The organism is Tenggerimyces flavus (assembly GCF_016907715.1).
GTDB classification, from domain to species: domain Bacteria; phylum Actinomycetota; class Actinomycetes; order Propionibacteriales; family Actinopolymorphaceae; genus Tenggerimyces; species Tenggerimyces flavus.
On the sequence record NZ_JAFBCM010000001.1, the window covers coordinates 3,345,673 to 3,360,050 of the forward strand.

Consider the following 14,378-nt stretch of genomic DNA (forward strand, 5'->3'; position numbering starts at 1 on the left):
TGATCCGTGATCTGTGACGCGTGCAGACATGGCACGTTTGCCCAGGTCGTAAGGGACATCGACCTGTGCGACCCCCGCACACGGATCACGTATCGCACCCGTGCAGACACAGTTCGGTTGCACGGATCCGGTCACAACTCGGACTCCTCGTTCAGGGCTTCGGTCCATTCGTACGCATAGTCCGGCGGCCTGATCCGACCGGCGATGATGCGCTGGAGCGCGGTCGCGACGTCGGAGTAGTGATATCCACGGCCGCGTTCGCCGTTCTCCACGAACGGCTGTCCTTGTGGCTGGACGCCACACGCTGCGAGCAGCATGCCAAGCCTCTTGGCGGACATGCCTGTCAACTCTGGGTTGCCAAGTAGCCGGGTGGTGTGGATTCGATCCGACTCCACGGCGGTAAACGCGTTGTGGACCACCTGCAGGATCGGCGGCACTCGTATCTCTGCCGTCCTGTCATGGTCCGCCGGCTGTTCGTTCGACGGTCGAGGGAGGTGGACTAGCTTCGACTCCGGAAGTCCGAGCTTGACCGCTGTCGTTGCCGCCACCGAGGTAACTGGAGTTGGCGGTGTGATGACAGTCTCTGACTGCGGTAGGCCACTCGGCAGGAGGTGCCCAGCGCGTTCGTGGCTCCATCTGCTGGAGTACCCGCCTGCCGCGTCGGCTGCCGCAGCGGATCCCGCGTCGAGGTCGGGTCCGACGTAGGTATTGCGTTCCGCGATGCCGCCCGGACCCCCGATCTCGGCGTGCTCGACCCACCATGCTTTGCCGGGCACGATGCGGGTGTCGCGTCCGGCTTGGACGAGCAGGCTTCCGGGATGCTCCAACTTGGCGAGGTCGGATGCGATCTTGGAGTCGCCGAACGTGTACCTGGCATCGTTGGCGTCGGCGACGCCGAGCCCGAACGTGTTCTCCAGCTGGCTCTTCAGGTCGCCGCTCCCGAGCATGGTGACTGTGCCGCGTTGGGCGACGAGGTCGACGCTGACCGCTTCTGCTCGCCCGAGCTGAACGATCGTGAGTCCGAGCTTCGCGTTCCCGTAGTTCGCCATGTCGTGCTGACCGAAGATCAGCGCGACCTCCTCGCAGATCAGCATGAGTTCGGGCATCCGCGCGGTGGGGATGATCTTGTCGCCACCGATCCCGCTGTTGGATCGGTACTCGATGACGGCCGCGGCCGCCTTCAGCATCCGGGTGTTCTCCTCTCTTGTCGTCGCGACCCAGTCGAGTACGGGGCGGTGTGTTCGTCCTTCCAGCCAAGGGAGCAGCCAGGGGCGAGCGGTCCGCCCTCCCTTGCTGTCCATGATCCAGACGACGACATCAACGCACCGTGTTAGAGCTGAGATCTTCGCGTTGATGAGATTCGACTTGCCCTTGCCCCGCAGACCGACAGTCTTGCTCGCCCGACCCTGCATCAGAACCTCGAGGACAGTGCCATCCTCATAGAGCCCAAGCGGCAAAGGACGATTGATCGTGAGCGGCCCACTGTCCTTTGGCAGCGGGATGGTCTGGGCGAGGACGTCGATCTCGTTGACGTGCAACCACACATCTGCCGCGGTGTCACCGCGTTCGACGTTGAGTGCCCCATACCGGAGTCCTGCAGCGATCTCGAGCTCCTCAGTTCTGGTCTTGAGGACTCCGAAGCGGACACGACCGTTGACAGGCAGTCGTAGGTGGAGCGAGTACGAGCCCACGCCGCCATGGTTGACCCGTTCGAGCAACGTCACGCCCGGCATACCCAAAACAGCGAGGATGTCCGGCCATCTTTGCGCTTCCGCAGCGACCTGCTTGCGACGCTCCTCCTCCAGATCGCGAAGGCGCTTGCGATGCTGTGCGTGCCGAGCCAGGAACCACATCGGTCCGAGCACGACGAGTCCGCACATCAGCACGGTGATCGCTGTTGTCGACCATGCCGTTGACGCGGAGACCCACACCAACCATGCGCCTGATCCGGCAACGGCAAGGGCGGCGTAGGTGATGGCGAACCGCCCGAGGTCGGCCTTGTGGGACGCCACAATCGTTCCGACGATCGCGCATGCGGCGACAGGCACGACGAACCACGGTCCGACTCGGAGTTGGTCGAGCAATGCTCCAACAGCGAAGAGCGCGGCGCTCGCAAGGATCGGCGTGGTGATGACGGACCAGCGCCACAGCGAGGCGTCTGTCGTCTTGGCAGGCACAGCAAGCTCCCTTCAGCTCGTCAGCGGTTGGTGGTGACGTCCCACAGCTCCTCCTTGGGCCTGGGATTCTCCAGCCGGTTGAACTCGTCCTCGTGAGCCGAACGGAAGATGCTCCGGCTCTCACGGGCATGGTCGGTCAGGGCAGCGGCTCCGCTGGCGAGCTCGGACAGGTGCTCGACGACGGCCGCCCCAATGGGCAGATCGGACCCGAACCTCTCCGCCAGCCGCGCCTGGGTTGTCGCGAGCGCGTCGTACAGCTCGGACAGGTCGCCGAGGAAGTCGTCGACGTCAGTGATCGTCTCGGGCTCCCAGTGGCTGATGTTGTCGATTGCCTCGACCGCTTGCTCAATGGTGACTGTTGCCATGGCTGGATCTCCCTTCTCCGGTGGTGGCTCCGCAGGTGGAGCCGTCGATGTGCCCGGTTTCATCTCGGGCGGTTGAGGATCGGGCTTCTTCTCCTGGTCGTTCGATGGCACATCGGCGGTTGCGTCCTTCGGCGTCGCATCCGATGGACTCGCCTTCTTCGACGTCTTCTTCGTAGCGCGGCGGCCGAAAAGCCTGCCCAGGCGCTCGGCGACCCAGCCCGCAGCGCCGATCGCGTTGCGACGAGAACGGCGTCGCTTCTGTTTCTCGTCGCTCGCACTGTTCGAGCCCCGTCCGGAGGCTCGACGCCCGTGGCTTGGCGAGGATCGACCTGACCGAGACGTGCTGGCCAACCGCCACGGACGTGCCAGTGGACGTTGCCCTCCGCGTGATCGAGATGCTCCGACGAGCCTGGAACCAATGCGCGAGCCACCCAGCCCGGTCAGTTGACGATGACTGCGAGCGGTCGTTCCCGCCGAGGGCACATGCTTCTGCTTCTGTCTCCCGGCAGTTCCATGCGGTCGCAGTCCGGCCGAGGCGCTCGTCCTTCGAGGAATGGCAGCAGCCCGCATGACGCGAGGCAAAACCTTTGTCAACGGGCGACGTGTCATCCGCCGCCCATCGGACGGCTCTCGATGGGTTCGCACCGGTTGCTTGGTAGCTGGTCGTTCGGACTTGCTCGTCGGCCTGGTGGCGCCCGATCTCACTCGCGCCGGTAGCAACCCCCGCAAGCGACCCACGGCTCCAGCTAGACGCCCCGAGCTCAATGGTCGCGGCGTGCGCTTGCCCGCTGAACCCGGCGCCCGCACGGGTTTCGCCCCGGTCTGGTTGGGGCGAATCGCTAGACGTGGTGTCCCCACGCGAAACCGAGGCCACGGTGTGCGGCGCGCGGACCGGTGTCGCAGGTGCCAGTACAGCCCCGCGGCGAGGACCAGAACGACGCCGGCCAGGACCAACCATGGCCAGCCAAGCCGCCACAATGCCGTGAGTCCGATAGCCGCTGTGATCAAGACACCTGCGATGACCAAGCGCCGAGTCGTCGTCTTCTCCGCTGACTCGCGTTCAACGCGTGGAGCATCCGCATCTTGCAGTTCGGGCGCTTCCGGCGCGGTCGGCTGATCGGTCATGGCGAACGCCGACTGAGATCGTTCATGTCAGCCCGCAAGCGCGCGGCCGATCGCGCTGACGATGCCGTCGAGGACATCCCGTACCGGATCTGCCAACCCGGTCGTCGCCAGCGTGAAGCCGAACAGGGCGCAGATGACCGCGTGCAGCGGCTTGAGATGGGCAAACTTGAACAAGATGATCGCGGCTACCGCGAGGACTACGACTAGCGAGATGGTGAGGGTCATGGCAGCGGCCACCGCTCTTGGGCCGGCCCGGGAATTCGTTCGCGGTGCTCGTGGTGGCGAAACCACCTCGCGCGAGCTCGACACTTGCGGCAGGTTCTTCCGCTTCTCTCTGTGCGTGCCCCGCATGCGCAGACCTGCGCGTTTCCTCGTTTCCTACTGTCGCTCACCGAGGACCTCCTCCCGTTTGGCCCGGATTGCCTCCTCAGGTTGCGACGGAACGTAGGGACGCGGTCACAGCGTGACTGGACGTGATCGGGACGTCCGCCCTAGAGTGTTCCCGTCCCAAGACGTCCCTACGGTGAGGTATATGCCGAACGAACGGTTGCGCGCCGCCCTCCTCGAGAGGGGTGTCAGCGCGTCCCAACTGGCCGAAGCCCTCCGCGTAGATCACAAGACCGTCGAACGCTGGGTCAACGGACGACTCCCGTACCGACGGCATCGATTCTCCATCGCCAGCTACCTCGGCTTCGACGAGGTCTATCTCTGGCCGGACGCGCTCTCACGGGACCAGGTCGCCTCCGCGTCGGAGAGCGAGATCATTGCCGTTTGGCCGCATCGATCTGAGGTTCCCATGGAGTCGTGGCGCCGGCTCTTCGAAGGCGCGGAGCACGAGATCGGCGTTCTCGTCTACGCGGGGATCTTCCTTTCCGAGGATGCTCCGCTGCAGAGGATCCTCATGGAGAAAGCGGCCTCCGGCGTCGCAGTGCGTTTCCTGGTTGGCCAGCCAGACAGCGAGCAGGTGGCCCAACGAAGTCACGACGAGGGACTTGACGGCTCGATGGAGATGAAGATCCGCGGCGCCCTTGTGAACTACCGTCCCTTGCGCCAAACAGTCAACGTCGAGTTCAGGTTCCACTCCACCCCGCTGTACAACTCGATCTATCTCGCCGACGACCAGTTGTTCGTCAATACGCACGTCTTCGGGATCCCCGCGGCCAAGGCTCCTATGTGGCATCTCCGCAAGGTCGCCGGCGGCGAGCTGGCTACCATCTTCGCGGCGAGCTTCGAACGCGTGTGGGAGACAGGCAACCCCCTACCGGAGGACTGATGGCACGGCGAATCGACTACTACGACGATCCCAGCGCGCCGCACGCGAACAGCCTCGTCCCATCAGTCAACGTCGTCGTGATCGACGATCAGTCTCGCGTGCTGATGATTCGGCGTACGGACAACGACAACTGGGCTGTGCCAGGCGGCGCGATCGACCTCGGCGAATCCGTCACTCAGGCAGCGATCCGCGAGACCATGGAAGAGTCTGGAATCGACTGTCGTATCACCGGGCTAGTCGGCATCTACTCCGACCCGAAGCACGTTCTGCACTACACCAGCAACGACGAGGTCCGGCAGGAGTTTTCGATCCTCCTCACCGCGGCACCGATCGGCGGTGAACCTCGTCCCAGCAGCGAGAGCTCAGAGGTGCACTGGATCGACCGCGCCAAGGTCCTCGACCTCACCATGGACCGCTCGATGCGCCTTCGAGTGGTGGACTTCCTGAATAGGCCATCCGTCAGCCCTCATCTCGACTGAACCTCTCCAGCCGGCGCGCCGTCGCCCTCGTCATGTCGATCAAGTTCGATGTCGACCTGGTGATCGCGCGCATGACGGCATGGTCCGGACCGTACCTCTGCCCGACTTCCGCCAACCGTGCCTCGACTGTCGTCGGCTTACCATCAGGATCCGTTGTCATGTCGCAGTAGACGAGCGCCTCGATGAGTTCGTCAGGGGGCATGGCGAACTCAGTTTCGAGCTCGGCGAGAAGGCCACGTTCCTCGGCCTCCGCCGAGGCGCCAGAATGATGAGCAACCAAGCGGCACAACATGTCGTTGGCGCGTTCGACGTCCCGCAGATAACGAGCCCCATCCAGCGGGTGGAACCCAGAATGGGCGATCGGCGGCGCGTACCCGATGTCGTGCAGCCAGGCGGCTGCTTCCAGGAGCTCGGCCCGATCGCCAAGGACGCTTGCGAGGCTCCGGGCTCGGGCGGCCACCCCTTCCGAGTGCGCCCACCGGCGGGGCAGCGCGTCAGCGAGAAGCTCGCGAGCAATTCCCGCTGCATCCTCGGCCCGGATCACCTCTACGAACGTAGGCGTCGCCGTGATGACATCCCATGTTCTGCGAGGGCCAGGTCCGGACAGCCGCACACATCTAGTCGTCGACGGCCCGGCGAAGCAGCCAATGCGACGTGGACAGCACCTCGTGTGCCCACACAGCAAGACAGCAGGGCCATCGCCGTCGACAGCCAGCGCAGCGCACAACTTGGCGAACGATCCACGGGCGGCTGCGCTGCAGGCGAAGGACTGGCCGGTCACGACGATGCGTGCGAACGATCCTCAGGGCCAGATCGTCGCCCGTCATCAGATCTCGTCATCGTTCCGGAACGACGAGTCGACAGCGTGGCGCAGCTGGTCGAGGTTCATCCGCTTCCACAGCTCCTCGTCTTCCGCCGGAAGCTCCTCCACGAGCTCGAGGATCTCGTTCCAGAAGGCCCAGTCCAGCTCTCCTGGTCTCGCCGCAAGGAGCCGCGCCTCTAGCTGCGACAAGCGCGCGCGAACGGCCGCGAGATGCGCGGTGACGTCCACCAAGCAGAACGTCACTGCAGTCCCGCCGTCTGTGTCCTGAGTCGTCACTACTGGTGTGTACATGGAAGCCATCTCCAAAGCGCGGAGACAGGCGATTTCCTCTGCCTCGACCCCGAGGTCGCGCCGCCCGTCCGTTCGAGGTTCCAGCCTGGCTCGCGTACTTAGGACGTCGGCACTCCAAGGCGGGACGACTAGGGACGTCTTGTGTTATCGTCATTGGGACGACTAGGGACTTCTAGGCGTAGATCGACCATCAACAGCCGCTCCCCGTGGAGGGACGGATCATGAACGACTCCCTGAGGCGGGCGCTCTTCGCCGCACAGATGACAGAAGAAGACGTGGCAGTCAACCTCGAAGTAGACCCCAAAACCGTCCGCCGCTGGCTAGGTGGACGCGTTCCATACGCGCGCCACCGCCAAGCACTGGCCAAGCTGCTGGCGGTGGATGAGCCGCTTCTCTGGCCTCGCTTGCATAATGCCGGACAACTCGACCCCGAACTCGTGGCGGTCTACCCGCACGGCCTTGAGGCGCCGGCGTGGTTCACCTTCTTCGACGCGGCGATCCACGAGGTCGACATCCTTCACAAGCCCGAGCCGCGCACCAATCAACCAAACCTCGTCAGCACGCTCGAACGATTCCCGACCAACGTCAGAGCCCGCGTCATCGTGGCGGATCCAGCACTCGGCCAATACCGTTGGCGGCGAGGACACCAACTTCGTTGGGCAGGAACAGACTTCGCCCACGGCATTTACCGTGTCGACAGCGAGCTGCTTGTCCTTCAGCACGCCTACGGCATATCGGAGTCAACCGAACCTGTCCTCCATCTCATCGACATGGCCCAGCCCGACGGGCTCTTTGCGACCTACATGGTGTCATTCGAAGCAGCCTGGCGGATTGCGACGACAGACCCTGTCGCCCGGGATACGGCGACAGGAAAGACAAGCGCCGAATAGTGGAACACCCGGCAACGGACTGCAGGAGCATGGATCCCCTTCCGAGAGTCCGCGAGTTCAGTGTCAGCGCAACCTCGTCGTGGCCGCCCTGTCGGGAGGGAATCTCAACGAGTAGATGACGTTGATCCCCGGGTCGTCACCGAGCCTGGTGGGGCCGCGCCGAGGACCTCCTGCACACTGATCGTCCTCGACCGTGAGCTCCTCGACGCCGAGCTACCACTCGCAGCGGCCCGTAACCCCGGCAGCAACCGGTGGACATGTCCACCAGTTGCTCGATCGGTACGGATCTCGTGCTCGGCTAGAGGGCGCCGCCGCCGGTGCGGTAGGTCTCGTCGTAGTAGCCGCCTAAGCGGCTGCGGTAGTCATCGTCGCCCCAGGTGGGTGTCCCGGTCGACTCCTCGGGGTCCGGGTCATACTCGGGGGCGTCCTTGATCTGGTCCTTGGTCCGGTCGACATACACCTTCTCCTCGGCGGGGTCGACCCGTTCCACTAGGCCGGCGGGCAGCAGCACCTTCTTGCCGAAGATCCACGGCCCGGTGTCGACCACCAGACTCGCACCGTCTACTTCATAGGTGGCGCGGTCCACCTTGCCGATGTCACCGTCGGTCGCGGCGACCTTGTAGCCGACTAGGTCGTTGCCCCCGGCGTAGCCGGCGGTCGGCCGATAGTTCCACGCATCGAACTCGGCGAACTCGCTGCTTATGGTCATCACACACCGTCCCTTCTCGACGACGCCAGAGCCCACCTCCACTACCCACCTAGGCCGTTCCTGGCCGCGGCTGAGCGCCGTCTGTGGTCGTCAACATGACGCAGTCGGCCGATGCGTACCCCCCGGCGACACATCGAAGCGTCCCAACCTCACCGCGCCGGGCAAGTAAGGCCAAGCAGGCCTTCCCGAGCGCGGCTACGTGCTGCAAGGTGAGGGGATTGGACCGAGATGATCGTCGAGCGGTCCGCAGCCAAGACGCGGGCGTGCAGTTCCGATTTCGGACAGAGCAGGCTGAGACGCGATTGAGCTCGTTGACGAGCCCCCACCCACAGAAGCGTGAGTTCAAGCATCGCGCTACTGCTAACCAATCATTCTGGCCTCTGCCTGGTCAGCGATCGCCAGTCGGCGTTCCACCGCTACGGACCAGCGCCTCGATATCGCTGGGGAGGTCGGCCAAGGCAAACGCCTGTCGTCCCTTAGTGTTCGTACGGGCGCGGACTCCAACAGCGCCGATCGTTGGCTGGACGGTCACCCACTGGCTAGATATCCGTCGTGCCCGAACCCGATCCGCACACCTGCCCAGTTCCGGAGAGTTGGCCGAAGTATCCGAGCCCCACGTCTCCCGCACGTCGAATCAACCGCCATCCAGCCCAGCTTCTTTGTCCCGCATTCAGTCGTCCCCACGCCCGCCCAAGTACCACCCCCGAGAGGAACCGCTGCTCGCCGTTGAGCCGATGCGGCCGCGCAATCCAGCCGAAACGCTGGTGAGCGTGACATCGAAACAACTCGACCGCATCGCCGAGGCGGGCACCACGCCACGGGTGTTGCGTTGGCTCTCACCGATGGCGGGTCGCCGGCAATCCCCGGAGCGAGATCACTGCGGGAAATGGTCCTGGCTGGTTGACTCGCGGAGAGTGGCCAAATGCTGCTGTCGGGTTCCTGCTCGAGCGCGATGATGTTGCCATCGGGGTCGCGCATCCAGGCGATCTTGAAGCCGCTTGGTGCCGTGTAAATGCCGCACACTGTCGTCAGCTCCGGGGTTCCGGGATCGTCACCCTCGCCGCGACGACGCCGGCGGCGAGTGGCGGCAAGGCGTTGCGGATCACCCCATCCGGCACCTCCGGCACAGACGTGGACACGTATGCCGCGGTCGGCGGCAACGGCGGGTCGATGGCGCTCGGGATGAAGGCCGGGCACAGCTACACCTTCTCGACCATGATCTACGTCCCATCCGCGACCGGACTCGACACCGGCGGCCAGCTACGGGTGCTGCGCGCCGTCTTGTACCACCGGGCCAGTGCCGCCGACCCATTCGTGCAGGTGCCATCGAACCTGCCCACGGTGGCGGACACCTGGGTACCGCTCCGGCTGCGGGCATCTCTGCCGGTGGGAACGACGGAGGCGTTTGTCCGCCCATACAATGGGCGCCCGTCGAATGCCACCACCAAGCCGGTGCTGTACGACTCGATGAGCCTGGTCGAGGAAGGCATCTACGGTCTCGGCTGGGTGTCCAGCACGTCCGTCAATGACGCGTCGTCGGACTGGACCGGCCTGACCGACCGCGGCTTCAACGTCTCCGTCACAGACTCCGACGGTGCTTTGACCACGTTCGCCAAAAAGCCCGACGGTACCTATACCGCGACCGGTGAGGACGCCACCACCGATGACAAGCTCACCGCCGTCGGCGGTGGCGCGAACGGGCCTGCGGAGTTCCGGATCGGCGACCTGGACGGCAACACAACTGTCTTCACGCCGGCGATCGCGTTCGCCTCGCCAGCGAAGGAGAATGCGCCCCACACCTATCGGATCGCTCGAGTGATCCAGCCTGGGTCGAACCAGAGCACCACTTACACCTACGATGCCGAAGGCCGAGCGACGCAGATGCTCGCGCCGCTGCCGCCTGGTGTGGTGTTGTGCACGACCTGGGTGGCCGGGTGCAAGGCGCTGCAGTTCGGCTACGACCCGGCCGGCCACCTGACCGCGGTTAGCTTCCGCACCACCATCGCGACCGGGGCGGAGTTGAAGGTCGACGTCGCTTGCTACGCCTACGATGCTTCCAGCGGTCGGCTGCTGCAGTCGTGGGATCCGCGGACTGTGTCCGGCGCCGGATCCGGCACCCAACCCGTCGCCTGCGATCTAGCAAACCCCGTTCTTCCCACCACCTACACGTACGATGCCACCGGACGGCTCGCCACCGAGAGGGCGCCCGGGCTCCAACCGTGGAGCATTGGCTACGACAGCGCCGGCCGCGTCCACACCGTGTCACGTACACACAACGCCGCCAACGGCGGCGGCACCGAAACCACCACCTTCGAGTATGCGGTCCCCCGGGCGGCAGACAGCAGCAACCCGGCGTTCCGGCCCGACCTGTCCACGGCAGCCAAGGTGGGTGCATGGGCGCAGAAGGCGCTACCAGTCACCGCGACTGCAGTCTTCGGACCCAGCGACCCAGCTTCGCGCACCGACCTGCGTGAAGCAACCGTCACCACATCGACGCCGACGGCCGCACAACCAACACGGCCGAATACACCGGCCCTAGCAACGGCGCCGGCGAGTCCGCCTGGGCGATCAGCACCGAGTACGACAAGCACGGCAATACCGTCCGCGAACTCTCCGCGGCCAACCGCGCCGTCGCCATGGACACCACCCGCGAGCTGTCATCTGACTACACCTCGACAGACGTCGCAGTGCGGGCTCTGGCGCTGTCTGAGGTTAGCGTCTACAGCGCTGATGGCAAGGACGTCACCGACACCTACGGCCCCTTCCGTGACGTCGTCCTGCCCAACGGCACTATCGCCGGCGCCCGCGCTTACACCCACACCGACTACGACACGGGCACCGAGCTCGGCCACCCTGCCGGGGACCTGCTCCACCTGGTCACCTTCACCTACACCGCGGCCAGCCTCTCACCGAATCCTGTGGCGACGAACGAGCAGGACAAACGCACCACCCGCAACGACTACGCCCTTTCCACGTCCGACGTCACCGGGTTGACATTCCGCACCCCGATGCGCGTCGTCCAAGACCCGGACGGCATCGCCGCCACCAACATCACCCGCTACGACCCCGAATCCGGGCTCGCGATCGAGACCAGGAGGCCGTCCGAACCCCGGTGGGGGTGGTCCCGGCACCACCGAAACCATCTACTACTCCAGCGGTGCCAACCCCCGTGACTCCGCGTGCGGTAACAATCCCGCCTGGGCCAACCTGGCCTGCGTCACCAAACCCGCGAACCCGAACCCAGGAATCGCCGGTCTTCCCCAGCTCGTGACTACCAGGGTGACCGCTTACGACTATCTCAACCGGGCAGTCACCACGACCGACACCGTGATCGACGCAGGCGGCGCCACTCGGACCCGTACCGAGACCACCACCTGCGACAACGGCGGCTACTCAACCCGCGCCAAGACCAGCCAAGCCACAGGCGGCATCGGCTCCACCCTGCCATCCCAGACCACCATCTACGACACAGCCACCGGTGCCGTCTCATCCATCACCGACGGAACCAGCACATCGAACACGACCTACGACGACTTCGGCCGCGTTAAGACCTACACAGACTCCGCCGAAGCCACTGGGGACGCTCGCAACATCGTCACCACCACCTACGACAACGCCGGCCGGGTCGCTACCCTCGCCGACGCCGAGTCCACCGTCACCAACACCTACAACCAGAACGGCGACCCCCGCGACCACCCCACCTCGATGACCGTCTCCGGCATCACAGGCGCCTTCACCGGTCGGTACGACATCGAGGGCCGCCTCATCGAACAAACCTGGCCCAACGGACTGATCCAGACCGCCGTCTTCGACGCCGAAGGCGAACAGCTCGACCGCCGCCAGGTGCAAGACCAGAGGTGGCTTGAGGAAACCGTCGCCCCTAACATCCACGGCCAATGGCGCATCCAAAACTCCACCGGCGCCAACGTCAACCGCGACCAGACCTACACGTACGACAACCTCGGCCGGCTTACCCTCACAGGCGACACCGGTTCCGGCTCCTGCCTTTCCCACCGCTACCAGTTCAACGCCAATTCCAACCGTACCGCCCGCATCACGTACGGCGTCGGCTCCGACGGCAAATGCCAATCCACGACACCACAGACCACCCAGACCTCGACCTACGATGCGGCCGATCGACTGCAGCCTGCCGGCACCCACGCCGGCCTCGCCTACGACGCCTACGGCCGCATCACCACCGTTCCGGCCGCCGACCTCACCGCGGGCATCGGGAACCTCACCGCCACCTACTACACCAACGACCTCGTCCGCAGTCTCACCCACGACGGCACAACCGTCACCTACGACCTCGACGCCGGCGCCCGGCTCAAAACCTGGACCAACTCGAACTCGGGTGTGGTGAAGACCAACCATTACGGTGACTCAACGTCCGACTCGCCCGACTGGATCTCCGAAACCACCGACCATTCGCCCTGGACCCGCAACATCACCGATCTCGGTGGCAACCTCGCGGGCACCGTCAACCACACCGGAACCGTCACCTGGCAAACCGTCAACCTCCACGGCGACGTCACCGCCACCACCGCCGGATCCGCCACGGAACCCGACGCCAGCTACACCACCGACGAATATGGCATCCCCGTCGGCGGTGCAAGCCCGACCGTTACGGTTGGCTGGGCGGCAAACAACGTTCCAGCGAGGCGCTCGGCGGCCTCACCCTCATGGGCGTCCGCCTCTATGCAGCTGCGCTCGGCCGATTCCTCCAGACCGACCCCGTCCCGGGAGGGAACGCCAACCCCTACACCTACCCCCTAGATCCAGTCAACGAATTCGACCTCGATGGCAAGAAGAAGTGCAGGAAGTGGCACTGCCGCCTCGGGCGCTGGGCATGGAAGAACAAGTGGGACATTGCCCTCACGGCCGCTGGATTCATTCCCGGTCTCGGCGCCTTGGCCTGGGGATACCGAGCATATCGCCTTTATCGACTCGTTCGGACGGCGCACAGAATGGGTAAGGTTAGAGCTACATTCCGTTCGACACGTGCAACGTCCTGGCTGGCAGGACGGATGTGGGTCGGCCGTGGAGCCTATCGCGATACCGCAAAGAACGGCGCAAGGTGGCTGAGAAGTCACAAGCATCACAGGTCGTGGCGCTCGGCAAGAAAGAAGGGAAAACACGGTTACTCATCGAACTTTGACTACCGCACGCCTGGGCATCACAAGTATTGGTCCGCCCATGTCAACCACCGCAAGTATCGGCGCTGGGCACGTTGGTGGTAGATTGCACCAATGGCGAACGCTCCCAGTGACCAGTTCAACATACCGCTCGAGGCGCACATGCCCTCGCCGACCGGCGACTCGGAGTATGTAGCTTTGGCCGAGATTCATGCCGAAACCACCAACGTTGTTGGATATGCACTTTTCGCCATACAGGAATGGACCGAACGCCTTCGTGGGCAAGTGAGCACTCGAAAGGTTCCCGAGGTGCTGATCGAGTGGACGATTCAGCAGGAAGGGCTGAGCTTCGAGGATGGGATTCTCGTGGACGAGGCCGATGACCCTGGGCATTCCTCATTGCGGCGAGGGAAGCTACTTTGGCGCGGCCGCGAATACCAGCTGCGATGGTTGACGCCACCCGAATCTCAAAGAGTGATGACGAAGTACTTCGTGTAGAGGGCCGCGCTTAGGCCGCGCTCACGGCATCGTCCCGGTGTTGACCGCCCGACGCGCGGGAGTGTACGTACGAGGTGAGCGAGCCCGGCGTTCGTGTACGTGACGTGCTGGTACGAGTTGGTGCGAGCGTGGTTATGGCGGCGGGTCTCGGATCGCCATCGCGGCGTGAGGGTTAACCCAGGAGTCATTCATCGATCAGCTGCAGGGGCCACCTTGTCACCTGGCCCCCAGCTGCGTCCTAACGAACCTGTGAACGGCCGCGCCGCGCTGATCGTCAACCATCAGCACGGCTCAACCCGGCCGACCGCACGGCCCAGGTGCACGCCCGGCCAGAGTTCGTCGAGGCTCACCGTGCCCGTCGTCAGCACAGTCCAGCTCTTCAACTGGTGGCGCGCCGGCAACTCCACCTCCATTCGCTCCGACCTCTTCGGCCAAAGCGCAGCCGTAACCGAGCCAACTGACGAGGCTGCCGTCCTCGCGGTTGCGAGCACGTCCCGCCACGTCGGCGACGGTGGTGGCCTCGGCGAAGCCAGGAGCAGTAACGACCCAGCGCCCTAGAGACGGGGCTAACCTCCAGGACGGGTCCCGACGTTTGCGTGGTGTTGGAACGCGA

The 14,378-nt window shown here is 64.7% G+C and carries 15 protein-coding genes; 7 read left to right on the forward strand and 8 right to left on the reverse strand.

Annotation, left to right across the window (positions count from 1 at the left end):
• Positions 1-131: 131 nt before the first annotated feature.
• From JOD67_RS15705 to JOD67_RS15715, 3 genes are all read right to left on the reverse strand, one after another.
• A complete protein-coding gene (locus JOD67_RS15705) occupies positions 132-2,177 on the reverse strand; it encodes a hypothetical protein (protein WP_205118349.1) in 2,046 nt (681 codons plus the stop codon).
• 20 nt (positions 2,178-2,197) lie between these two features.
• Entirely contained in the window at positions 2,198-2,542 is a 345-nt protein-coding gene (locus JOD67_RS15710; protein ID WP_205118350.1) for a hypothetical protein, read from the reverse strand.
• A gap of 1,152 nt (positions 2,543-3,694) precedes the next feature.
• Positions 3,695-3,892 (reverse strand): hypothetical protein, encoded by a 198-nt coding sequence (locus JOD67_RS15715; protein WP_205123374.1) that lies wholly within the window; start codon positions 3,890-3,892, stop codon positions 3,695-3,697.
• A gap of 307 nt (positions 3,893-4,199) precedes the next feature.
• Here JOD67_RS15715 and JOD67_RS15720 point away from each other — a divergent pair, with 307 nt between their 5' ends.
• Both JOD67_RS15720 and JOD67_RS15725 read left to right on the forward strand, forming a co-directional pair.
• Positions 4,200-4,940, forward strand: coding sequence for a helix-turn-helix domain-containing protein (locus JOD67_RS15720; protein ID WP_205118351.1), 741 nt, complete (start codon positions 4,200-4,202; stop codon positions 4,938-4,940).
• The gene (locus JOD67_RS15725) at positions 4,940-5,419 is read left to right on the forward strand and encodes an NUDIX hydrolase (RefSeq protein WP_205118352.1); all 480 of its coding nucleotides are present in this window, start codon (positions 4,940-4,942) and stop codon (positions 5,417-5,419) included. The genes JOD67_RS15720 and JOD67_RS15725 overlap by 1 nt, the downstream gene beginning before the upstream one ends.
• Here JOD67_RS15725 and JOD67_RS15730 read toward each other — a convergent pair.
• A complete protein-coding gene (locus JOD67_RS15730; protein WP_205118353.1) occupies positions 5,400-5,963 on the reverse strand; it encodes an HD domain-containing protein in 564 nt (187 codons plus the stop codon). The genes JOD67_RS15725 and JOD67_RS15730 overlap by 20 nt on opposite strands.
• Before the next feature lie 282 nt (positions 5,964-6,245).
• Positions 6,246-6,518, reverse strand: a complete 273-nt coding sequence (locus tag JOD67_RS15735; RefSeq protein ID WP_205118354.1) for a hypothetical protein — start codon at positions 6,516-6,518, stop codon at positions 6,246-6,248.
• Between the two features lie 236 nt (positions 6,519-6,754).
• Here JOD67_RS15735 and JOD67_RS15740 point away from each other — a divergent pair, with 236 nt between their 5' ends.
• Positions 6,755-7,423 carry a helix-turn-helix domain-containing protein gene (locus tag JOD67_RS15740; RefSeq protein WP_205118355.1) on the forward strand — a complete coding sequence of 223 codons (669 nt, stop codon included), beginning with the start codon at positions 6,755-6,757 and terminating at the stop codon, positions 7,421-7,423.
• A gap of 298 nt (positions 7,424-7,721) precedes the next feature.
• On the opposite strand, the gene JOD67_RS15745 is transcribed toward JOD67_RS15740, so the two are convergent.
• Together JOD67_RS15745 and JOD67_RS15750 are read right to left on the reverse strand one after the other, a co-directional pair.
• Positions 7,722-8,132 (reverse strand): PRC-barrel domain-containing protein, encoded by a 411-nt coding sequence (locus tag JOD67_RS15745; RefSeq protein WP_205118356.1) that lies wholly within the window; start codon positions 8,130-8,132, stop codon positions 7,722-7,724.
• A 2,231-nt stretch (positions 8,133-10,363) separates the two neighbouring features.
• Entirely contained in the window at positions 10,364-10,507 is a 144-nt protein-coding gene (locus JOD67_RS15750; RefSeq protein WP_205118357.1) for a hypothetical protein, read from the reverse strand.
• Between the two features lie 261 nt (positions 10,508-10,768).
• Between JOD67_RS15750 and JOD67_RS15755 the strand changes: the two genes are divergently transcribed.
• From JOD67_RS15755 to JOD67_RS15770, 4 genes are all read left to right on the forward strand, one after another.
• Positions 10,769-11,305, forward strand: a complete 537-nt coding sequence (locus JOD67_RS15755) for a hypothetical protein (protein ID WP_205118358.1) — start codon at positions 10,769-10,771, stop codon at positions 11,303-11,305.
• A gap of 106 nt (positions 11,306-11,411) precedes the next feature.
• Entirely contained in the window at positions 11,412-12,908 is a 1,497-nt protein-coding gene (locus JOD67_RS15760) for a hypothetical protein (protein WP_205118359.1), read from the forward strand.
• On the forward strand, positions 12,815-13,372 hold the full coding sequence (locus JOD67_RS42395) for an RHS repeat-associated core domain-containing protein (protein WP_205118360.1): 558 nt from the start codon (positions 12,815-12,817) through the stop codon (positions 13,370-13,372). Before JOD67_RS15760 ends, JOD67_RS42395 begins: the two co-directional genes overlap by 94 nt.
• A gap of 9 nt (positions 13,373-13,381) precedes the next feature.
• Entirely contained in the window at positions 13,382-13,765 is a 384-nt protein-coding gene (locus JOD67_RS15770; RefSeq protein WP_205118361.1) for a hypothetical protein, read from the forward strand.
• 281 nt (positions 13,766-14,046) lie between these two features.
• Here JOD67_RS15770 and JOD67_RS41185 read toward each other — a convergent pair whose 3' ends face one another.
• A complete protein-coding gene (locus JOD67_RS41185) occupies positions 14,047-14,178 on the reverse strand; it encodes a hypothetical protein (RefSeq protein ID WP_275577073.1) in 132 nt (43 codons plus the stop codon).
• Positions 14,179-14,378: the final 200 nt, after the last annotated feature.